Source organism: Corallococcus praedator (genome assembly GCF_003612125.1).
GTDB lineage: Bacteria > Myxococcota > Myxococcia > Myxococcales > Myxococcaceae > Corallococcus > Corallococcus praedator.
The window spans coordinates 28,361-48,949 of record NZ_RAWI01000023.1 but is presented as its reverse complement, the minus strand read 5'-3'; the positions used below and the strand labels follow the sequence as shown (position 1 = coordinate 48,949).

Genomic DNA, 20,589 nt, shown 5'->3' with positions numbered 1-20,589 from the left:
TGCTCACCCCCGTCCCGCCCGCGCCCGAGCAGGTGAAGACGTGGGACGAAGCCCTCACGCTGGTGCGCCAGCGCTCCACGGACCTGCGCAACGCCGAGGCGGGCGTGGAGCGCGCCCAGGGCCGGTGGCGCCAGTCGCTGTCGCTGCTGCTGCCCAACGCGCGGGCCTCCGCGGGCGTGGGGTTCGATGTGCTCCATCCGGACAGCCCCTCCGCCCCCGGCGGCGGTGTGGTGGGTGGAGGTACGACGGGAGGCGCTGGCACCAAGGTCCCCAGCGCGCCCCTGGGCACGCTGTCCGTGTCGCTCACCCAGTCCGTGGTGGATGTAGGCGCATGGCGGGGCCTGTCGTCAGCGCAGGCATCGGAGCTGTCGTCGGTGGCCAGCCTGAAGGACACGCAGCGCCGGCTCACCCAGGGGCTGGCGCAGGTGCTGGTGGCCACGGTGGCCGCCGAGCGCGCCGCGGAGATCAACCGGGTGGGCCTGCGTCAGGCGCTGGAGCGTCAGGCCCTCACCCAGCGCTCCTTCGAGCTGGGCGCGGGCACGCAGCTGGACGTGGTGCGGGTGGGCCAGGACGTGGCGCTGGCGCGGCAGTCGCTGGTGGCCGGTGATGAACAGCTGCGCCGCACGCGCGAGTCGCTGGGCCTGTCGCTGGGCACGGACCACGGCGTGGGCGTCAACCCGGACTTCAACCTGTCCGGGCTGGTGGAGCAGACGCGCCGGGACTGCTCTCCCCTTCAGGACCTGGGCGCCCGGGCCGACCTGCAGGCCGCGAAGTCCAACGTGGACGCGGCCCGGGACAGCCGGCGGCAGGCTTCCGCGGGCTATCTGCCCACGGTGGGGGTGAGCAGCACGCTCTTGGGCCTCACCACCGATCCCGGCTTCGGCCGCTTCGCCCTGTGGAATGTGTCCGCGGTGCTGTCCGTCCCCCTCTGGGAAGGCGGCCTTCGCGGCGGCCTCGTCCGGGAGCGCGCGGGCGTGGAGGAGCAGGCCGCGCAGCAGTTGGAGGCCGCGCGCCGCAGCGTGGGCGTGGAGGTTTCTCGCGCCCGGCGTGGAGTGGAAGTGTCCGAGGCGCTGTTGAAGACGGCGGCCGAGTCCCTCGACCTGGCGGACCGGACCGACCGGCTCACCCGGCGGGCCTTTGAGGTGGGACGCGGTGGCAGTTTGGAGCTGGTGCAGAGCGGAGCCGCCCTCCGCCAGGCCCAGCTCGCTTTGGTTTTGAGGGAATTCGAGCTCGTCCAGGCCCGCCTGGATGCGTTCCTCACGGAGGCCCGGTGCGACTGGTGACGAGGGTGCGCCCCCTGAAGGCGCTGTTGACGAAGACGCTGTTTGGCGCGGCCCTGGTGGCCGGCGCGGCCGGGTGCTCGGGCAAGACGGAAGTGAAGACCGCCCCCCCGCCGCGCGAGGTGCAGGTCGTGGCGCTGGCGCCGCACGAGGTGCGCGACACCGGGGAGTACCTGGGTTCGCTCCTGTCGCGGCAGAGCGTCACCGTGCTGCCGCAGGTGGCCGGCTACGTGAGGAAGATCCACGTGAAGCCCGGCCAGAAGGTGGAGGCGGGCACGCCGCTGGTGGAGGTGGACGCGCGCCAGGAGACCGCGGCGCTGGACAGCGCCCAGGCCCAGCAGAGCTCCTCCGCGGTGGACCTGGAGCTGGCGCGCCGCACCCTGGCGCGCACCGAGTCCTTGAACAAGGAAGGCCTCGCGAGCGTGCAGGAGCTGGAGCGCGCCCAGGCGGCCGTGAAGGCCGCGGAGGCCGCCCAGCGCGCGGCCGGCGCGACGGTGGCCCAGCGTCAGGTGCAGCTGCAGTTCCATGTCGTTCGCGCGCCGTTCGCGGGCACCATGGGGGACGTGCTGGTGCGCGTGGGTGACTTCGTGGGCGCGACCACGACGCTCACCACGGTGGCCCAGGCGGACGCGCTGGAGGTCAGCGTGTCGGTGCCGGCCTTCCGCGCCCGTTCGCTCAAGCCGGACACCGTGCTGGAGCTGTTGGATCAGCAGGGCAAGCTCATCCTCTCCAGCACCGTCTTCTACGTGGCGCCGCAGACGGACCCGCGCACGCAGCTGGTGGAGGTGAAGGCCGCCTTCCGCAACACCGTGGGCCTGCGCCCCAGCGAGCTGCTGCGCGCGCGGCTGGTGTACTCCACGCGCGACGCGCTCCAGATTCCGGCGCTCGCGGTGGTGCGCCAGAGCGGGCAGCCCTTCGCGATGGTGGTGGAGAAGAAGGACGGCAAGACGCTGGTGGAGCGCCGCCCGGTGTCGCTGGGCACGCTGGGCGACATGTCCTACGTGGTGGAGGGCGGCCTGAAGCAGGGCGACCTCGTCGCGGTGTCCTCGCTGCACATGCTGAAGGACGGCATGGCCGTGATTCCCAAGCAGGTCAGCGCTCCCAACGACCCCGCGCAGGCGCCGGGCACGGCGCGCGCGGACGAAGTCCCCACCCGTGCCATGGCGCCCCGGCCCGCGGCGGGCGGCACCACCGGCGGCAGCCGCTAGGCGTTTCGAGAGAGGGCGTCACCCCGTGTTCGTCGACTTCTTCATCCGCAGGCCCGTCTTCGCCATCGTCTGCTCCATCATCCTGACGCTGGTGGGGCTCATCGCCATCCCCACGCTTCCCATCGCGCAGTACCCGGACCTGGCGCCGCCGCAGGTGACGGTCACCAGCACCTACGTCGGCGCGAGCGCCGAGGTGGTGGAGGCCGCCGTCACCATCCCGTTGGAGCAGGAGCTCAACGGCGTGGAGGACATGCGCTACATCACCTCCACCAGCAGCAACGACGGCACCAGCACCATCACCGTCACCTTCGCGCCCACGCGCAACATCGAGGTCGCGGCCGTGGACGTGCAGAACCGCGTCAGCCGCGCCGCCGCGCGTCTGCCCGCGCAGGTGAACCAGACGGGCATCGTGGTGAACAAGGCCTCCAGCCAGATGCTGCTGACGGTGGGCCTGTCCAGCCCGGACAACCGCTATGACGCGAAGTTCCTGTCCAACTACGCGGACGTGAACCTCAAGGATGCCATCAAACGCGTGCGCGGCGTGGGCGAGGTGCGCATCTTCGGCGAGCGCAAGTTCTCCATGCGCCTGTGGTTGGACCCCACGGAGCTGGCCCGCCGCCAGCTCACGCCCCAGGACGTGGTCAGAGCCCTCCAGGAGCAGAACCTCCAGGTGGCCGCGGGCCAGGTGGGCCAGCCGCCCTCCAGCGACGAGCAGCCGTATCAGATCGCCGTGCGCGCCCGGGGCCGCCTGATTGAGCCGGAGGAGTTCGGCGACATCGTCCTCATGCGCAACACGGACGGCCGCGCCGTCACCGTGAAGGACGTGGGCCGCGTGGAATTGGGCGCGGAGAACTACGCCACGCTCCTGCGCTTCAACGGCCGCACCGGCGTGGGCATGGCCATCTTCCAGTTGCCCACCGCCAACGCGCTGGACGTGCGCGACGGCGTCATCAAGGAGTTGGATCGGCTGTCGCAGGCGTTCCCGCCGGGCCTGGAGTACCGCACCGGCACGGACACCACGCTGGCCGTGCGCGCCTCCGTCAACGAGGTGGTGCACACGCTCATCGAGGCCATCGCGCTCGTCATCCTGGTCATCTTCCTGTTCCTGCATGGGTGGAGGAGCGTGCTGATCACGGCGCTCACCCTGCCCGTCTCGCTGGTCGGCACGTTCGCGTTCGTCTACCTGATGGGCTTCTCCATCAACACGCTGACGCTGTTCGGACTCACCCTGGCCACGGGCCTCGTCGTGGACGACGCCATCGTGGTCATCGAGAACATCGAACGGTTGATGGCGGAGAAGGGCCTGTCGCCGATGCAGGCGGCGCGCGAGGGAATGAAGGAGGTGGCCGGCGCGGTGGTGGCCATCTCCGTGGTGCTGGTGGCGGTGTTCATCCCGGTGGCCCTCTTCCCGGGCACCACGGGCTCCATCTACCGCCAGTTCGCGCTCACCATCGCCGCGTCGGTGGCCCTGTCCACCTTCTGCGCGCTGACGCTGACGCCCGCGCTGTCCGCGCGGCTGCTCAAGCACCACCACGGGGAGAAGTGGGTCTTCTTCCGCAAGGTGGACCAGGTGCTGGACTGGACGCGCGACACCTACGGCAAGGGGCTGCGCAAGCTGCTGGGCTACCCGCTGCTGGTGCTGGTGGCGTTCCTCGCCTGCATCGGCGCCACGGTGATGCTCTTCCGCGCGGCGCCCACGGGCTTCATCCCGGACGAGGACCAGGGCTACGTCATCATCTCCGTGCAGGGCCCGGAGGGCATGTCGCTTGCGCAGACGGAGAAGGTGCTCCAGGAGACGGAGGCCGTCCTCAAGGCCCAGCCGGAGGTGAACGTGATGTTCGCCATCGGTGGCTTCTCCCCCAACGGCAACGGGTCCAACTACGCCACGGTCTTCACGGCGCTGAAGCCCTGGGAGGAGCGCAAGGGCAAGGACCAATCGGTGGCCGCGCTGGTGGAGCGGCTGCGCGGCCCGCTGGGCAAGATTGGCAGCGCGCGCGTCATCCCCTTCCAGCCCCCGGCCATCCGAGGCGTGGGCAGCGTGGGCGGCTTCCAGTTCATCGTGGAGGACGTCGCCGGCAGCCACTCGCTGGAGGAGCTGGCCAACGCGACGCAGGAGATGGTGCAGAAGGGCAACGAGGAGGGCCGCCTGAGAGGCGTCTTCACCCCGTTCAACGCCAACACGCCCATCCTCGACGTGGAGGTGGACCGCCAGAAGGCCAAGGCGCTGGGCGTGCCCATTGAGCAGATCTTCGGCGTGATGCAGCTCTACATGGGCAGCCAGTACGTCAACGACTTCAACTACGCGAGCCGCACGTATCGCGTCTATGTCCAGGCCGAGCAGCAGTTCCGCGACAGCCCGTCGGACATCGGCTCGTTCTACGCGCGCACCGAAACCGGGGACATGATTCCGCTGGAGTCGCTGGTGAAGGTGACGCCCATCGTCTCCGCGCAGGTCATCAAGCACTACAACCTGTTCCGCTCCGTGGAGATCAACGGCCAGGGCGCGCCCGGCGTGTCGTCCGGTCAGGCGCTGGAGGCCATGGAGAGCGTGGCCAACCAGGTGCTGCCGCAGGGCATGGCCTCCGAGTGGACGGGCATCAGCCTGGAGCAGAAGGAGTCCGGCGGGCAGACGATGATCATCTTCGGCCTGGGCATCCTCTTCGTGTTCCTGGTGCTGGCGGCGCAGTACGAGAGCTTCAGCCTCCCGTTCGTCATCATCCTGTCGGTGCCCCTGGCCATCATGGGCGCGCTGGGGTTGCAGGTGGCGCGCGGCTTCGCCAACGACGTGTTCTGTCAGGTGGGCCTGGTGATGCTGGTGGGCCTGTCCTCCAAGAACGCCATCCTCATCGTGGAGTTCGCGGAGCAGCTGCGCGAGCAGGGCAAGAGCTCCCTGGAGGCGGTGGTGACGGCGGCGGAGGTGCGGCTGCGGCCCATCCTGATGACGTCCATCGCGTTCCTCCTGGGCGTCGTGCCGCTGATGACGGCGTCGGGCGCGGGCGCGGCGGCGCGCAACTCGCTGGGCACCGCGGTGTTCGGCGGCATGCTGGTGTCCACCATCGTCAACCTCATCTTCATCCCCGGCCTCTACGTGCTGATGCAGAAGCTGCGGGGCGACGCGAAGCGGTCCAGCGAAGTGGAAGCCCTGCCGGCGGCCCACGCGCCCTGAGCTGACAGCGCTTGAAACAGCAAACCGCCCTCCCCTCCCGACGTGGAGAGGAGGGCGGTTTCGTCTTCAGCGTGCTGGGGCGCGCCTTCAGATTTCGTGGGCGGTCTGCTCGTACACGAGGACGTGGCGGGAGCCGGGCAGGAGGATGATGTTGAGCGTGCGCCAGTTGTCGCCGTTGGGGCCGGTGCTGAACTCGCGGAAGTAGCTCTTCACCTGCGCGTTCGCGGCGTCCTCGCCGTAGTGGTCGAGGATGGCCTGGTGCAGCGGCTGGAACTGGAGGTACATCTGCGACAGGAACGCCGGATAGGTGTACGTGTCCGGGGTCGGGTCGTTGCGGTAGCCCCGGTACTCGCTGCGCGCGAGCACCACAGCGGCGGCGGCGTCCAGCGACGCGGGAGTCGAGTACGGCCACGCGAAGTCATACCGGTCCAGGAAGGAGTACATGTCCTCGCGGTACGCATTGCCCCCGCCGAGCACCGCATTGAGCTCCCCGTCGAGGGGGAACGCCACCAGCGTCACCGGGGCATTGGCCGGCGCCGGGGCGGGGTTCGGCACGCACGCGCCGCCCACGCAGGAGGCCTGGAGACGGTAGTTCTTGGCCAGGCCGTTGCTCCAGCCCACCACCACCAGGTACTCGCCCGGCTGGTTGAGGGTCGCGAGCGGAAGCTTGCTCAGCTCGCCGTAGCCGGAGTCGTCGTCCCCGTAGCGCGGCATGAAGCCGTAACCGTACTGCGTCTTCGGGCCGTACACGTACAGGCCGGTGTCCACCCCCATGCCCGTGCCCAGGTGCGTGACCTCCAGCGCCACCTGCGTGTGCGCCGCGACGGTGAGCTTGTAGCCCTCGTAGTTCGCCGTCGTGCCGGTGTTCCCTGTCACCGCGCCGCCCACGGAGAGGTTGCCCGCGATGTAGAGGTAGCTGTCGAACGGCGCGGGCGGAGCCGGCACCAGCGACTGCGTCGCCGTCGTCACCGTGTCGCCGGCCTCGGGGGCCGGGGTCTGCTCCGGCGGGCCACCACAGGCGCCCAGGAGGCCCGCCGCGGACATCCACAGCATCGCGCTGCGCACTGCCATTCCACGCTTCATCGCTTCCGCCTTCGTTCAAGGGGGCGGGAGGGGCCCGCCCGGGGAGTGAAGCGGCCCCTGTGACAGCTTGAAGACGGGAACTCAAGCAACAGGTGAAACACAGGCGCCCCCGGCAAGCGAGGCGACAGGGGCGCCTGTCTCGGCGTCTTAGAAGCTGGCGGTGGCGGTGATGCTGCCGCCCGCGGCGGGCGTGTTGACGGTGTTGTTGCCACCGCCCTGCCACACGAGGTTGCCGGCGCCGTCACGCTTCACGCACTTCCACTGGATGGAGGTGTTGGCGGGCATGGCGTAGGTGGCGCGCCACGTGGGGTACGCGGTGGGGCTGAGGAGCTTGTTGGTGGCCGTGCCGCTCCAGTTGGACAGCTCCGTGATGCTGCCCGTGACGTAGACGTTCTGGCCCATCACGGTCGTGCCGTTGTTGCACACGAACTCCACGTTGGCGGTGGTGCCGGTGGGGGGCGGGGTGGTGCCGGTGGTCCACACGGAGTAGTCCGTGCCGGAGGCGGCCAGCGTCCAGCCGGTGCCGGGGCTCCAGGCGGTGGCGCCAATCTTCACCGCCACCTTGCCGGCGATGGTGGCCGCGTAGAGGCCCGCTTCCGCGCGCAGGATGGTGACGGGGGACTCCGACGTGAGGCCCGCGTTCTTGCGAATGGTGATGAGGTCCTTGATGGAGGTGCCCAGGCCCCAGTTGAAGTAGTGCGGCCAGTAGACGGTGGGGATGCCCGGGTGGGTCAGGATGTAGGCGTAGCCCTGCATCACCTTGGTGCACGGCACCGGCCAGTGGTTCTGCCCGTTGCCGCACGCCTCGCTGGGGCCCGTGTCGTGGTTGTCCACGAACGTGACGGAGCGGGAGGGCCACCAGCCGATGGTGCCCGCGGGCTTGCCGTCGCTGGCCTTGAGGCGCGCGTAGTTGTTGTTGGTGAGAACGTCGTTGAGCAGGCCCTTCGTCGCGAAGTCGAAGGCGGCGCAGGTGCCCGTGGTCTGGTCCACCCAGCCGATGATCTGGCTCTTCCAATTGTCGGGGTTGTTCGCGTCGAAGTAGTTCGTGGGCCAGTGCTCACCGACGCAGAACCACGGCGAGGTGTCCGTCACGTACTCCTTCACGTAGGAGCCGGCGAAGCCCTTCACGAAGTCGAAGCGCCAGCCGGCGAAGCCCACGCCCTTCAGGCGGCTGTTCATCCACGTCTTCAGGTCCGAGCGCACGATGGCCTGCGAGTGGTCCAGGTCGCGGGCGGCCGCGTAGCCTTCACCGCTGTCCGGGTTGCCGCAGGCCGTGGCCCACTCGTCGCCCTTGGCCACTGTGTTGCAGCCGCCCCAGGTGGGGTTGGTGAAGTCCGCCCAGTTGGCGGTGCCCACGCGGTGGTTCACCACGATGTCCGCGATGGGCTTCACGCCCTGCGCATTGAGCGCGGCCAGCGCGGCGGTGAGCTCCGCCTCCGTGCCGTAGCTGGAGTTGAGCACGTTGAGCTGCCGGGGCAGGTAGCCCTGGATGGCGGCCGCGTCGGAGGGCGGCGGCAGCCACACCATGGTGAAGCCCGCGGACTTCAGCGTGGCCGCGTTGTTCTTCACCGTGTTCCACCAGCCGCCGGCGCTGGCGGAGTTCCAGTGGAAGCCCTGGATCATCACGTCCGTGCTGGCGCCATCCAGCGGCTTGGCCGCGGCGGGCGCGGCGGCGAACAGGCTGGCCACGGAAGCGGCCAGCAGGCGGGTCTTCAGCGTCATCTTGAGCTCGGGGTTGGGGGAGGAAGCGGCGGCAAGCTAGTCCTGCCTTTCCCTGCAAACCAGGACCGCCCGTCAGGGCCACCCTCCCACACGGTGCGCACGGGCGACGCCGCGGTGCGTCGCGCTTTGCTGAACGGCGGAGCTGTCTAGAATCCCACCCTCCGCCGTTCCCACCCCCGAGCGTTGCCCTTGATTGAACCCGAGACGGCCCTTCCGGCCACCGCACCGGTCGCCGAAGAGCGTTGGTCGTGGCCTCCCCTGTTCGGCCTGCTGGAGGTCCAGTTCGGCGCGGCCGTGGGCTTCCTTCAGACGGCGGTGCCGTACTGGCTGGCGAAGGACGGGATGCCGCTGGCGCAGATTGGCGTGCTGTCGGGCACGGCCTTCTCCCCGCACGCGTGGAAGCTGTTGTGGGTGCCGCTCATCGACCTGGGGCCCTGGCGTCGGGTCTGGTACGGCGTGAGCACGCTGCTCACGGCGCTGCTCATCCTGGCGTGCGCGCTGCTGCCGGATCCCGCTCACCAGTTGGGCGTCTTCACGTTGCTGCTGACGGCGTTGCAGGCGGCGTCGACGACGGCGCACGCGGCGCTCAACGGGCTGATGGCCACGACGTCGAAGCTGGAGGACAAGGGGCGCACGGCGGGCTGGCAGATGGCGGGCAACGTGGGCGCCACGGCGCTGCTGGGCGCGCTGGCCATCTTCCTCGCGAGCCGGTTCTCCCGGCAGGTGGCGGGCACCGTGCTGGCCACGCTGGTGCTGGCGAGCGGCGCGGGCATCTTCTGGATCACCGAACGGCATGACCCGTCCACGGTGCCCACCGGGCCGCTGCTCAAGGCCGCGTGGGAGCGGGTGAAGGGCATCGTGGTGGACCTGGCGAAGACGGCCTTCAGCCGCGAGGGCATCATCCTGCTGGTGCTGTGCCTGGCGCCGGTGGCCTGCGGCGCGCTCTCCAACCTGTTCAGCGCGATGGCCCACGACTACCAGGTGCCGGAGCACACGGTGGAGTTGGTGAACGGCCTGGGCATGGGCGTCATGGGCGCCGCGGGGTCGCTCGTGGGCGGCTGGCTGTCGGACCGGATGAACCGCAAGCTCGCGTACGCGCTGGCGGGCGCTGCCACCGGCCTGTGCGCCTTCGCGATGGCGGCGGCGCCGATGACGACCACGACGTACATCTGGGGCACGCTCGCATACAGCTTCGCCAACGGCGCGGGCTTCGCGGCCTTCGCGGGCATGGTGCTGGAGATGGTGAGCGAGGGCGCGGCGGTGACGACGAAGTATTCGCTGTTCGTCGCGGCCTCCAACTTCGCCATCAGCTACACCACCGCGCTGGACGGGCACGCGTCGGCGTTCCGGGGCATCGGCACGCGCGCGAGCATCGCGGCGGACGGCCTCATCACCTTCGGCGGCATCAGCATCGTGGTGATCATCTTCGCGCTCTTCCTGCGCAAGAAGCCCGCGGCCCCCGCCGCCACCGCGTGAGTCCCATGTCCCCTGCCCTGCCCACCGTCGAGGTCGTCACCTGGCGGGAAGCCTTCCGCTCGGACTTCGAACGGCTCAACCGCCAGTGGATTGAAAAGGACTTCCACATCGAGGGCTCGGACCTGGCCTCGCTCACGGATCCGCACGGGACCTTCGTGGCCCCGGGCGGTGAGGTGTTCTTCGCGCTCGTGGACGGCCGGGTGCTGGGCACGTGCGCGCTGCGCAAGGCGGACGGCGACACGTACGAGCTGTGCAAGATGGCGGTGTCCCCGGAAGCGAGGGGCCGGGACCTGGGGGACGCGTTGATGCGGGCCGCGCTGACCACGGCCCGCGAGCGCGGCGCTCGGCGGATGTACCTGGTGACGAACAGCGCGCTCGCACCCGCGCTGGGCCTGTACCGCAAGCACGGCTTCGTCACCACGCGCAGCGGCCCGGAGCTGGCGGCCGCGACGGGCTACTCGCGCGCGGACGTGGAGATGGTCGTCGACCTGTGAGGGCATGAAGAAGCGCCGCGTTCCCGAGAAGGAGCGCGGCGCCTTTCGTGCGGCTTCGGTCCTGACTCCTTCGTGTGCACCGTGACGCCAGCGAACAGGCCGGCGCGCAGGGCCAGTCCTTCCGGCGGGAGCGCGGGGCATGACGCCGTCCTGCGCGCGCGGGATGACGGGCGCATCCGCGTCCGATAGCGGGCCGGTCTCAGTGCGTGACGGGAGGTGATGGCGGGCCGGCGCCGCGCTCCCGTGCGTAAAGCTTTCGTGCACCGGTAGCGTCGGCGCCCCCGGCCTCGACGGCGCGCCCGTCAGCCTCCCTTCGCCCGGGGCACGCGTCCTAGCACGGGCCGCAGCACCGGTGCATGGCCAGCCAGAAAGCCCCACAGCCGGCTGGCGACCGGCCCGTGCGGCCGGTCACGCCGGCGCGCTGCCACGAGTTCCTCGATGACGCCGGGAAAGTGCCGTCCGGCAATGGACCGCAGGCGTCCGTCCCGCAACTCGGCCTCGATCATGAACCGCGGCAGATGCCCCCACGCCATGCCGTGCAGGACCAATTCCTTCTTCATGAGGTGGTCTGGCGCGGAACACCGAGGCGCGCCTTCGACCAGGAAGTGGCCCTGTTCGGGAGGATGCCGCGCCGAGTCCCGGAGCACGCACTGGGTGAAGGCTTGCATCTGCCGCGGCGTGATGGCGGTCTTCGGCTGGAAGGGAAGGAAACCCGGCGCCACCACCGGCACGAGCGCGACTCGGCCCAAATCCATCCACTCCATCCGTACGTCGCTCTTGGGTACACGGTGCACGATGAGGTCGGCCTCGTCCTCCAGCAGCCGCTCCCATGGGCCGCTCACCGCCTCGAACTGCAGATGCAGCCGCGTCTGCGGACATTGCGCGAAGAAGCGGCTGAGCAGCGCCAGCACCGGCGGCAGCGGGCACAGGTCCCCGAGCACCACGCGCAGCTCTGCCTCCTCGCCCATCGCGAGCTGCTGGGCGTGCGTGCTCAGCTCTTCGGCCTCGCGCAGCAACGTGCGGGCCTTGCGATGGAAGGCCCGCCCGGCCTCGGTGAGGCGCACGCGATAGCCCGAACGGTCCAACAGGCTCAGGCCCAGCTGCTGTTCCAGCTTGGCCACTGCCGCGAACACCGACGGATGCGATCGGTGCATCCGCTCCGCCGCGGCCTGGAAGCTTCCGCCGCTCACGACGGCGTCGAAGCACTGCAACTCATGAAGTGTGAAGCCAGTCATTGTCGGAGAAAGCTACACGCTCATCTCAAACTTTGTAATGTCTCTCCGGCCGCCCGGCTCCTATGGATGAGACCGTTCTCATCACCTTCCTGGAGCCAATATGGAATCCCAGCCCCCCTCCTTCATCACCACCGGCGATGGCGTGCGCATCGCCTACCGCTTCGACGGCGCGCTACAGAAGCCGGTGCTGTTGCTCTCGAACTCCATCGGTACCAACCTCCGCATGTGGGACGCCCAGGTGCCGGCGCTCACCGAGCACTTCCGGCTGCTGCGCTACGACGCGCGCGGCCACGGCGCCTCCGGCGTCCCCACCGGTCCGTACTCGCTGGACCGGCTGGGGCGCGACGTGGTGGAGCTGCTGGACGCGTCGGGCCTACAGCGGGTGCACGTGCTGGGCCTGTCCCTCGGCGGATTCGTCGCGCAGTGGCTGGGGATTCATGCGCCGGAGCGCGTCGACCGCCTGGTGCTGGCCAACACCGCCGCATACCTCGGCCCGGCGCAGCAATGGGACCGCGCGATCGCGGAGCTTCTGGCGGCCCCCGACATGCGGGCCACAGCGGAGATGTTCCTGCGCAACTGGTTCCCGGCCGCCATGCTTGAGGCGAACGACAAGGTCGTCGAGCCGTTCCGCCGCACGCTGCTCGCCACGCGGCGCGAGGGCGTGGCCGGAAGCTGGGCCGCGGTGCGCGACGCGGACCTGCGCCGCACCCTCACGCTGATTCGCAACCCGACGCTGGTCATCGCAGGCGAGCACGACACCGTCACCTCCGCCCGCCATGGCGAAGAGATTGCCTCCGCCATTCCCGGCGCGCGGCTTGAGGTCCTGCCCGCTGTACACCTGTCGAACGTCGAACGGCCGGCGGAGTTCCTGAAGGCCGTGGTGGGCTTCCTCGACCCACACGTCTGACGACACGGGGCACAGCTTCAGCGGCCCTCGGGACATCTCGACAAGCTCGGGCGCCGTGCTGGGCGCGCCACTCATGCCCGCGCAGGACTGGCCGAGGTGGCGGTCATCGACGCGCCCGTCATGCCCCTTCGAGCCTGCGGGCATGGAGAGCCTTGACGTGCCATTCGAGTTCGAGGCGCGCGTCGAGCACGGCTGCACGAGCGTCCGGACGAGGCCCGAGGCCCGACGAGACGAGCGCGCCGAGACGCCTGGCCTTAGCCGACGAGCCGGCGGCTGAAGTCGGCGAAGGCCGCGCGCACCGCGTCCGGGTTCTCGATCCAGGGGAAGTGGCCGGCGCCCGGGATGGCGCGCTCGATGACGTTCGGCGTGCAATACCGCGGCGCGTCCCAGCCGCCCTGCCAGACAATGCGGTCTTGCGCCCCCGCAAGACGCAGGATTGGGATGTCCGCCGGCCACCAACGGGCAGCATAGACGTGGTCGAAGTGGGCGTCCGACCAATCGACGGCGGCGCTGTTGTAGGGCATGCGCGCGAGGAGCTCGCGGCCGGCCTGCAGGCCGGCAGGCGTGAAGTTCCAGGGCGCGGACGCCACGGTGATGGCCGTGATGTTGGCGTCGCACCGGTCGGCCTCGTACACGGCCATGGCAGCCTCGACCTCCGGCAGCGGCGAGGCGAGGGCCATCTCGACGTAGCGCGGATGCCAGCTGGCATCCGGCGCCGTATCGAGCAGCGCCAGCCCTTTCAGGTGCGGCGCGAGCTCCGGCGTGGCGAGAAGGTACATTCCGCCGGTCGAATGGCCGACGAAGACGGGATCGGGGACCGCCTGCGCCGCCTCGACGACCACCGTGGGCCAGACATCGAAGACGTCGGCCGGCGCGCCGGGCGGCGAGCGGTTGGAGCCGTCCCCCGGCAGGTCGACCAGCCAGATCGCGCCCGGAACCTCGAGCGCGGCGGCGAGTTCCTCCAGGCTTTCCGACCCGATCCCCGGACCGCCGGGGAGCAGCAGCCAGTTCAAGCCGCCCGGCCGTTCGGAATGCCGACGAAGGCGGACGCCGGAGCGCGTGAACTTTGTCTCGGTCATGAGCCAGCCAGCTACCAGATTGCGCGCAGCAAGGGCGAGCGGATCTGCACGCGACCGGCGCGGGGCGCCCGCCCGCCGACGGCCGCGCCGACCACGATGGGCCCGCGGGACTCCCCGGCCTGAACCGTGCGCTCCTCGACGTCCCGGACGCCGCGCGAAAGCACTGGGGCAAATCGTCACCCTGAACTCTTGCGCGCGGGTCGGCTGACAAGCAACGCCAGGGCTCTCTTACTCAATATACGCGTGAGTGTTTGTCCTCGGCTCCCCAAGGCGTTCAGGCCGCACATCGACCCCAAAGCCCTTGCCCGACAAGGTGTCCTCACTGGTCAGGAAGTTGAAGATTGTCGGACCGAGATCATTGTTGTTTGGGTCCCTGGGGTATTGGGCATTGCCATGGCAACCCATACATCCACCCATCACCACGGTGTCGTAGGTGCTCGGGTCCAATCCCCGCACTTGCCGGACATTCGGCTTGCTGCGGTCGTTGATCAATTGATTCGGCGCTGCGCCGCGAAGGCCAGGATCCGCGACCGCGCCTTTGAACAACTGGACACCAGACCGGCTGCTTTCAATCACAGTGTTTGCCAGGTAGAAGTCCTCGGTCAGCGGATCGGGCTCACCCGTGGAGGTGACGCTGTTCTCATTCACGGGTACAATCTGAATTCCCGCGAGGCGATAATACGGCCACACCGTTTTCTCGAACTCATCATCCTTGCCCATGGCTTGAAGGACTTCGGCATTGACATTATTGACGGCGATCGTCATGGCCTGTGACGGTTCGACCGTGATCGGGCCTGCCAAGGGCGGACGCACTTGGAATGACCCATCAATGATCGGATATCCGTTGGCTGCGTTCACCTGGCCTTCCAGGGGTAGCGCAACCGACTGGAAGTGGCCGGCCCCCGTATTGACCATGGCCTGCACAGGCTTGGTGATCGGCGGCTTGTAATTCATTGTGTCGTAGAGGGTAACGACATACAGGCCGGTAGGGCTCTTATCCGGCTTCTGCAAGTTATCTACATGCTCGAACGTGGTATAAATAAAGGCGGGGTAGTTTTTCATCTTGCGCAGGATGTGCAGGCCGACCAGACCGAAAGTGCCCACCCGCGGTTCAGGACCGTTCCCACCGTTGACGTAGTACGTGGCCTCGGCTGTATGGTAGCGGCGTGATTTGATCAGCTCATCAGTCATCTCCCGCCAGGCCGCCTTGACTTCGATGGACTCATCAGCACTCTGCGCACCGGCAGGCACAGGACTGCCCACATTGGGAGGAAATTCAATGCGTGGAATGGCATTGTGGACGTCGGCTTCTTCGGGGTATGTATTGCCCAAGGTCTTCTTGATATAGTCATGCTCTGCCTGATTCACCTTGGCCTCGAAAAAGATCATATGATCGTCATATGGATTGGCTGACGGCGTGCTTCCGTTTTTCGGGAAAAAGATCTGGTTTTGACTGATCTGAGTGTTTTCGTCGAGGTTGTTGAACCGGATCATGTCGGACACTCTACCGACCGTGACATTCGCGAAGTTGTACTGAGGGCTCAGGGATTTCAGATCGCCCTTGGGAGGCGCGTTCGCGGGGAACAACTCGGAGCGGTGAGCAAAGGTTTCCCAGATCAGGTGATTGCGACCCAGGGGGAAGGGTCCACCAAATTTACGGGTGCCTGTCTCGTAGAAGTCTGGCGAGCCGGAGTCGAGAAAGGTGTATTCCGGATCGGCAGAGATAGTGCCCCGAACCACCGCAATCATCCCCGCGGGAGGGGAAGGATCATAGATCCGCTGGACGGGGGAGTTCAAATAGATGAACTGCCGCCAGGCAAAGCGGGCATATTCCTCGCGACTGATGCTGCCGTCGTAAGGCGGTGGCTCAGCGGGTAGAGTGGCGCTCGTGGTCAAATCTGTCACTGTGATGAGTGCCCCCCCCGGAAATTTTGGATCCGGGTTGTTGTTTCCGGGGGGCATGGTTTTCATGCATGAGGCGAGTGTCGTCGCCAGCGCCAGCGCACAGGCGCAGGTGCTGATGATTCGAAGCGTGCTCTTCATCTTGACGTTCCTTGCTGTTGTCAAAGCCTGTTGCGTGAATCTGTTTCAGTGATCAATTCCAGGGCCATTGCCCGCGGTGCGCAGGCTGATGGGCACCCAAGTGAACAGGCACACTGCAAGTGAAATGCCAGTCCAGGCCCGCGCGAGTCCTCGCCTGAGACATCCCTTCCTTCTTGAACTCGACCCCATGAGTTCGGCCACTTGGAGTCCATCAAAGGGCCGTTGGCGCTCACTTCGCTCTGGGGAATGCTTCAAGCTCTCGCAGGGCGGCTGACACGTCAGGCAGGGCGGCTGACACGTCAGGCAGGGCGTTCGAGGTCTCCTCCCGCGACGGGTCCGAGGCGGTGCTGCGGGAGTTCAAGCTGTCCGGGAGCGCCGTCATCAAGCGGGCGCCCGATGAGGCACACCTGCCCGCGGTGGCGGAGCGCCTGCGCGCGGCGCTGGAGCAGCGGCCGGGCGCGCACCTCGTCATGACGGGAAGGGCGCAGCCCCTCCAGGCGCTGCGCTCACGGCTCCGCGCGGACGGGGTGGACGCGGCGCAGCAGGTGAAGGCGTACGGGTTCGCGGGGAAGAGCGGGCTCGACTGAAGCGGTCTCCCCTGGGCCAGCGCTCAGCGCACCGGGTGCGTCGTCCAGGCCATGCCGTCAACGCTCGATGCGAGAACGTGGCTCCCCGCCAACCAGAGGCGGCCGCCTCCCGCGGACACCCTGCCCACGGTGGGCAGCTGGCCGACGGAATCCACCAGGGCAATGGCGCAACGCTCGATGCCGGACGTGCCCAGGCGGTAGACCCGGTCCGGGTCCGCGACGTAAAGGCTGTCTGCCCACCGCTCGGCGGAATGAATGGGGCCCACCCGCGCGATGACGCGGCAGTCCGCCCCCTTCCCGGCGATGACGTCGCCTCGCGTCGTGCCCGCGATGACATCGCCCGAGGGGAAGCAGCGCAGGTAGGCCACTTCGCCGCTCAGGTAGGAATGCACCTCCCGCCAGCGGCCCTCCGCGTGCATCCAGAGCCCCCTGCCTCCGGCGTAGAGGATTCTCGTTCCGTCCTCTCCGGGACAGCTGTCCAGCGCGAGCACCCGCCCTGGGACCTGTCCCAGCGATTGCGTCCAGGTCATGCCCCCATCGCCGCGCATGAGCAGGCCCACCTCGGACGGAGCGTCGGGCGCGTACGACAGACTCCCGGCGACCACGATGTCAGCACCGCTGAAACACGCACGCGTCTCGACGAGCCCCGCCGGCAGTCCCTGGTACTCGAGGACCTCCCAGCGGCCTCCGTCGCGCTCGCGAATGGCGGCATGGAAGGCCGAGCCGCCGTACGAGAGCAGCGCGCCCAGACTGCTGGTGCCCTGCCGGTACAGCGCTTCAATGGTTCCAGCGCCCGGCAGTTCCTCCAACGTCCAGGTTCCCTCCGTGCACACCGCCACGTGCTGGAACCTGTCGACCTCGAAGCGGACGTCGTCGGGGTCGAAGTCGGAGTCGATGAGACTCTGGAACGCTTCCGGGTCGTAGGGCCCGTTCCACTCCTCGACGGGGCCCGGCCCGCCTCAGTGGTCATTGTCGGGATGCGGGTGGCTGACGACCAGCGCCAGGTTGCGCTCGTCGATGAAGCAGCCACTGTGCACGACACCTCGGAATGCATTCTTCAAGTCGTGGGTCCCCATCGTCATTCGAAGCTGCTGAAGGCCATGCCGTTCGTTTCGTGAGCGTATATCGAGGCCGCGCACGTCTCCGTGAAGGGGAACCTCATCATCAAGGACCAGGCCCGGCTGCTGATTGCCGGGGATGCAGGTCCGTCGGAGGGGACATGGCCACGGCACGCCGTCTACGCATGCCGTCTCTACCGTCCAGCCGGCGATGGGGCAGGCGCGCTTCGAGGGGCCGTGGACGGCGCCGCGGGCGTTGCTGCATCGCGGGGCAGCGCTTGAGCCGGGTGCACCCTGGAGAAGACCGAACTGGCCGAACGGCGAGTGATTCGCTGGTAGCGGGCATAGGCGTCGACGAGCGCGGTGCGCAGGGCTGCTGGCTCCGTCAGGCCATGCCGCGCAGTGGCGGAGGCCAACGCTTCGAGAAGGTAGGCCTCGGGCGCCATCAGGGTTCGGGTGAGCACGACCGGCCGGGCTCCCAGTGGCTCCAGCACTGGCCCGAAGAACTGCTCGCTCATGCAGGCCAGGACAACAACGGGCCTGGGCGTCTCACCAGGGAGGGGCTGAATCCCGGGCGGGGAGCGGTCCATGAGTCGGTCATGTCCGGCCCAGACCACGAGGTCGGCCTGGCTCGCACCCGCGGCGGCGCGCAGGAAGTCCTCCAGTGCGCTGTCAATCCGGTCTCCCGCATAGGCATGGAGCAGGAGCCGGACAGGCCGCTCACCGTGGGCGGCGGCCCGCTCGATGACGAGCTCGCGCAGCACCGCGGAGTCCGCCGGGCCATCACGGCGGCTCCGAACCCGGAACCCGGAAGCCCGCGAGAGGAAGCGCTCCGCCCCGTAGGCCGCGCCCCAGTAGAGATTCGCCTCCAGGGAGCGGGGATCGCCCGCGGGGCCGCGCCCGCACGCAATCAAGGCGTTGTCGCACAACGGCACGAATACCTCTATCTCCACCACCGGCACGGGCGTCACAGCGAGCAGGCTCAACAAGAGGGAGGGCAGCAGGATGTACCTCCGGCATGGACCCATTGAGACACGCGCGGCCCCTTGACGGTTCCATGGCCTGCCCGGCCTCCCCGCCGGCCTGGCGCACAGCCTGGGGGCCCCGTCAGCCGCCTACTTCGGCTCCTCGGCTCCAGCCCTCTCCCTCAACAGGGCTCCCGTCCCTCCTCTACGCAGGGACTGCGGTGCGTGGCGGGTGTGCAGAGGCCGAGGAGCGGCGCGGCCGGGCGTCAGCCCCCGCCGCGCGGCCGCGCCCGTCGGGGTGTCGTCAGCTCCTGCGCGAGCGCTTCACGCAGGATGCCGGCCAGTTGGGCCACGGTCTTGCTCGGCTCCCGTTCGGCCCTGAGCAGGTGCACCGGAATGCTCCCGAGCGCGGGCAGGCCCGAGGCGCCGGGCTCCAGCACGGCCAGCGTCTTCGGCAGGCCGAAGGCCGTTCGCAGCGTCACGCCAAGCCCCGCCTCGGCCGCCGCCCACAGGCCCGCGAGGCTCGGGCTCGCGAACGCGATCCGCCACGCTGGGCGTTGCGCTCGGTGCGCACCTCGATGCGCACCGCCGGATGCGCGCGCGAAGGTGCTGAGCACCCGGGGCAGCCAGGTTTCGGCGAAGTCCTGCGGCAACCCCAGGCGGACCTCGCCCTCCAATTCGCTGCCTCGCAAACGGTGGCGCACGCGCAGGCACCCTCCGCATCCCAGTCCTGGCCGCTGCCCCAACCCGCGCCCATGCCGCCGCCCATCGAGGCGCCGCGTGACACGCCCTTCCCCGGCACCATCCGCTTGCACGTCGACGCCACCGACACGGCGCGCGGTCTCTTCCGCGTCAAGCAAACCATCCCGGTCGCTCCCGGAAGGCGGTTGACGCTGTTGTTCCCGGCGAGCCTCTCACGCACAAGCGCAAAGAGAGGCGAATGCATGAGCACGGACGGCACCTATCTCGCGGTCTTCCTCAGCAACAAGATGAGTCCGCGCTGGCGGGCCTGGTATGCGATGTCCGACGACGAACGGCGCGCGAAGGACGAAGAAGGCTTCTCCGCCCTGAGGGCCTGGGACGAGAAGCACCGGGACGTCATCGTCTACGAGGGCGGCCCGCTCGGCAAAACCAAGCGGACGTCGCCGGATGGCGTGGCGGACGTCGTGAACGAGCTGACCGTTTTCGTCGTCGTGCGCGCGCCGTCGCATGAAGCCGCGGCGAAGTTGTTCGAAAATCATCCGCACTTCACGATCTTCCCGTGCGACGCGGTGGACGTGATGCCGTTGCTTTCGGGTCTGCCCAAGGCGTAAGCCCGCGCGCCGTCACCCGGTCGGCGGGGCGGCGTTGAACACCGCCAGTTGCGCAGCGAACGCACGCTTGTAGGCCGGCCGCGCTTCGGCGCGGGCGATATAGGCGGCGAGGTTCGGATACGCCTCGAGAATGCCCGACCCCTGCAGCCTGCGCAGGACCGTCACCATGAGAATGTCGGCCGCGCTGAAGGCGCCGTCGAGCCAGTCAGCGTCGCCGAGGCGCGCGGAGAGATCCTCCAGCCGTTTCCGGATGATGTCGTCCAGCGCGCGCAGGCGATGCTCGTACCAGGGCTGGTCGCGCTCTAGGATCATCACCAGACTGCGGTCGAAGATCGACGGCTCGACCGTGTTGAGCGCCGCGAACATCCACGCGATCGCGCGCGCGGCCATTCGCATCTTCCGGCAGCAGGCCGGCATGGCGCTCCGCGATGTGGAAGACAATCGCGCCGGACTCGAACAGGGCGAGATCGCCCTCCTGATAGGTCGGGATCTGACCGAACGGATGCAGCGCCTTGTGCGCGGGCTCCTTCATCGCATCGAACGACAGCAGACGGACGTCGTAGGGCTGGCCCACCTCTTCCAGCGCCCAGCGCCCAGCGCACCCGCATGTCCCGCGCCAGTCCCCTGCCGCGATCGGGCGAGCGTTCAAAGGCGGTGATGGTGATGGTCATGTCCTGCTCCTTGATCGCTCAAAGGACGATCCGACGACGGCGTTCCCTACACCCCGCGTCGGCGCGGCGTGAGTCCGGTTGCATCCGGCCTTGCGATGGCACCGCACCGGTTGTCCATCACAGCACAGCCGAGGCCGTCCATGTTGAAGCCGATCGCATCCGCCGCCCTGAATCGCGATCTCCGCATGGCGCTGCCTCGCGGAATCCGAGTACGACGCGACGCCGAACCTCGACGACCTCCAGCCCATCTACCATCGGCAGGACGTGGCGTTCGGGCCCATTGGCTGGCTCCGCTGGTACAA

17 protein-coding genes and 1 pseudogene are annotated in these 20,589 nt (G+C 68.6%); 8 read left to right on the top strand and 10 right to left on the bottom strand.

What is annotated here, in order from left to right:
• The 3 genes from D7Y13_RS05265 to D7Y13_RS05255 all read left to right on the top strand — a co-directional run.
• Window positions 1-1,283 (top strand): TolC family protein (locus D7Y13_RS05265; RefSeq protein WP_147452422.1); only part of this gene is annotated, 1,283 nt, incomplete at its 5' end.
• On the top strand, window positions 1,280-2,488 hold the full coding sequence (locus tag D7Y13_RS05260) for an efflux RND transporter periplasmic adaptor subunit (protein WP_370451650.1): 1,209 nt from the start codon (window positions 1,280-1,282) through the stop codon (window positions 2,486-2,488). The genes D7Y13_RS05265 and D7Y13_RS05260, both read left to right, overlap by 4 nt.
• Window positions 2,489-2,513: 25 nt before the next feature.
• The gene (locus D7Y13_RS05255) at window positions 2,514-5,654 is read left to right on the top strand and encodes an efflux RND transporter permease subunit (RefSeq protein WP_120532238.1); all 3,141 of its coding nucleotides are present in this window, start codon (window positions 2,514-2,516) and stop codon (window positions 5,652-5,654) included.
• Between the two features lie 87 nt (window positions 5,655-5,741).
• On the opposite strand, the gene D7Y13_RS05250 is transcribed toward D7Y13_RS05255, so the two are convergent.
• A complete protein-coding gene (locus tag D7Y13_RS05250; RefSeq protein ID WP_233595422.1) occupies window positions 5,742-6,725 on the bottom strand; it encodes a hypothetical protein in 984 nt (327 codons plus the stop codon).
• Window positions 6,726-6,884: 159 nt separating this feature from the next.
• Window positions 6,885-8,459 carry a carbohydrate-binding module family 20 domain-containing protein gene (locus D7Y13_RS05245; protein WP_120583082.1) on the bottom strand — a complete coding sequence of 525 codons (1,575 nt, stop codon included), beginning with the start codon at window positions 8,457-8,459 and terminating at the stop codon, window positions 6,885-6,887.
• A gap of 189 nt (window positions 8,460-8,648) precedes the next feature.
• Between D7Y13_RS05245 and D7Y13_RS05240 the strand changes: the two genes are divergently transcribed.
• Window positions 8,649-9,935 carry an MFS transporter gene (locus D7Y13_RS05240; RefSeq protein ID WP_120583085.1) on the top strand — a complete coding sequence of 429 codons (1,287 nt, stop codon included), beginning with the start codon at window positions 8,649-8,651 and terminating at the stop codon, window positions 9,933-9,935.
• A 5-nt stretch (window positions 9,936-9,940) separates the two neighbouring features.
• Window positions 9,941-10,429, top strand: coding sequence for a GNAT family N-acetyltransferase (locus tag D7Y13_RS05235; RefSeq protein WP_120583081.1), 489 nt, complete (start codon window positions 9,941-9,943; stop codon window positions 10,427-10,429).
• A gap of 302 nt (window positions 10,430-10,731) precedes the next feature.
• Here D7Y13_RS05235 and D7Y13_RS05230 read toward each other — a convergent pair whose 3' ends face one another.
• On the bottom strand, window positions 10,732-11,664 hold the full coding sequence (locus D7Y13_RS05230; protein ID WP_120583080.1) for a LysR family transcriptional regulator: 933 nt from the start codon (window positions 11,662-11,664) through the stop codon (window positions 10,732-10,734).
• Between the two features lie 100 nt (window positions 11,665-11,764).
• Here D7Y13_RS05230 and pcaD point away from each other — a divergent pair, with 100 nt between their 5' ends.
• Complete coding sequence (pcaD, locus tag D7Y13_RS05225; protein WP_120583079.1) at window positions 11,765-12,571, top strand: 3-oxoadipate enol-lactonase; 807 nt, start codon at window positions 11,765-11,767, stop codon at window positions 12,569-12,571.
• A gap of 254 nt (window positions 12,572-12,825) precedes the next feature.
• On the opposite strand, the gene D7Y13_RS05220 is transcribed toward pcaD, so the two are convergent.
• Together D7Y13_RS05220 and D7Y13_RS05215 are read right to left on the bottom strand one after the other, a co-directional pair.
• Window positions 12,826-13,650, bottom strand: coding sequence for an alpha/beta fold hydrolase (locus tag D7Y13_RS05220; protein WP_120532232.1), 825 nt, complete (start codon window positions 13,648-13,650; stop codon window positions 12,826-12,828).
• A 228-nt stretch (window positions 13,651-13,878) separates the two neighbouring features.
• Window positions 13,879-15,693, bottom strand: a complete 1,815-nt coding sequence (locus D7Y13_RS05215) for a hypothetical protein (protein ID WP_120583078.1) — start codon at window positions 15,691-15,693, stop codon at window positions 13,879-13,881.
• A 344-nt stretch (window positions 15,694-16,037) separates the two neighbouring features.
• Here D7Y13_RS05215 and D7Y13_RS05210 point away from each other — a divergent pair, with 344 nt between their 5' ends.
• A complete protein-coding gene (locus D7Y13_RS05210) occupies window positions 16,038-16,280 on the top strand; it encodes a hypothetical protein (RefSeq protein ID WP_199732723.1) in 243 nt (80 codons plus the stop codon).
• 23 nt (window positions 16,281-16,303) lie between these two features.
• On the opposite strand, the gene D7Y13_RS05205 is transcribed toward D7Y13_RS05210, so the two are convergent.
• From D7Y13_RS05205 to D7Y13_RS05195, 3 genes are all read right to left on the bottom strand, one after another.
• Window positions 16,304-17,119, bottom strand: a complete 816-nt coding sequence (locus D7Y13_RS05205) for a hypothetical protein (RefSeq protein WP_120583077.1) — start codon at window positions 17,117-17,119, stop codon at window positions 16,304-16,306.
• 413 nt (window positions 17,120-17,532) lie between these two features.
• Complete coding sequence (locus tag D7Y13_RS05200; RefSeq protein ID WP_233595420.1) at window positions 17,533-18,327, bottom strand: hypothetical protein; 795 nt, start codon at window positions 18,325-18,327, stop codon at window positions 17,533-17,535.
• Between the two features lie 242 nt (window positions 18,328-18,569).
• Window positions 18,570-19,007, bottom strand: coding sequence for a type 2 periplasmic-binding domain-containing protein (locus D7Y13_RS05195; protein WP_147444259.1), 438 nt, complete (start codon window positions 19,005-19,007; stop codon window positions 18,570-18,572).
• A 51-nt stretch (window positions 19,008-19,058) separates the two neighbouring features.
• Between D7Y13_RS05195 and D7Y13_RS05190 the strand changes: the two genes are divergently transcribed.
• On the top strand, window positions 19,059-19,616 hold the full coding sequence (locus D7Y13_RS05190) for a hypothetical protein (RefSeq protein WP_244222321.1): 558 nt from the start codon (window positions 19,059-19,061) through the stop codon (window positions 19,614-19,616).
• A gap of 12 nt (window positions 19,617-19,628) precedes the next feature.
• On the opposite strand, the gene D7Y13_RS47750 is transcribed toward D7Y13_RS05190, so the two are convergent.
• Window positions 19,629-20,006: a glutathione S-transferase C-terminal domain-containing protein gene (locus D7Y13_RS47750; protein ID WP_233595418.1), complete on the bottom strand. Its 378-nt coding sequence runs from the start codon at window positions 20,004-20,006 to the stop codon at window positions 19,629-19,631.
• A gap of 79 nt (window positions 20,007-20,085) precedes the next feature.
• Window positions 20,086-20,190, bottom strand: a pseudogene (locus D7Y13_RS47745) (thioredoxin domain-containing protein); the annotation flags it as partial.
• Between the last annotated feature and the right edge of the window lie 399 nt (window positions 20,191-20,589).

What these genes read in the sequence shown, in the direction of transcription:
- D7Y13_RS05235 (WP_120583081.1), top strand. Translation starts at nt 9,941, where the DNA reads ATGTCCCCTGCCCTGCCCACCGTCGAGGTCGTCACCTGGCGGGAAGCC.
- D7Y13_RS05250 (WP_233595422.1), bottom strand. Translation starts at nt 6,725, where the DNA reads ATGGCAGTGCGCAGCGCGATGCTGTGGATGTCCGCGGCGGGCCTCCTG.
- pcaD (WP_120583079.1), top strand. Translation starts at nt 11,765, where the DNA reads ATGGAATCCCAGCCCCCCTCCTTCATCACCACCGGCGATGGCGTGCGC.
- D7Y13_RS05230 (WP_120583080.1), bottom strand. Translation starts at nt 11,664, where the DNA reads ATGACTGGCTTCACACTTCATGAGTTGCAGTGCTTCGACGCCGTCGTG.
- D7Y13_RS05190 (WP_244222321.1), top strand. Translation starts at nt 19,059, where the DNA reads ATGCCGCCGCCCATCGAGGCGCCGCGTGACACGCCCTTCCCCGGCACC.
- D7Y13_RS05220 (WP_120532232.1), bottom strand. Translation starts at nt 13,650, where the DNA reads ATGACCGAGACAAAGTTCACGCGCTCCGGCGTCCGCCTTCGTCGGCAT.
- D7Y13_RS05215 (WP_120583078.1), bottom strand. Translation starts at nt 15,693, where the DNA reads ATGAAGAGCACGCTTCGAATCATCAGCACCTGCGCCTGTGCGCTGGCG.
- D7Y13_RS47750 (WP_233595418.1), bottom strand. Translation starts at nt 20,006, where the DNA reads ATGGCCGCGCGCGCGATCGCGTGGATGTTCGCGGCGCTCAACACGGTC.
- D7Y13_RS05245 (WP_120583082.1), bottom strand. Translation starts at nt 8,459, where the DNA reads ATGACGCTGAAGACCCGCCTGCTGGCCGCTTCCGTGGCCAGCCTGTTC.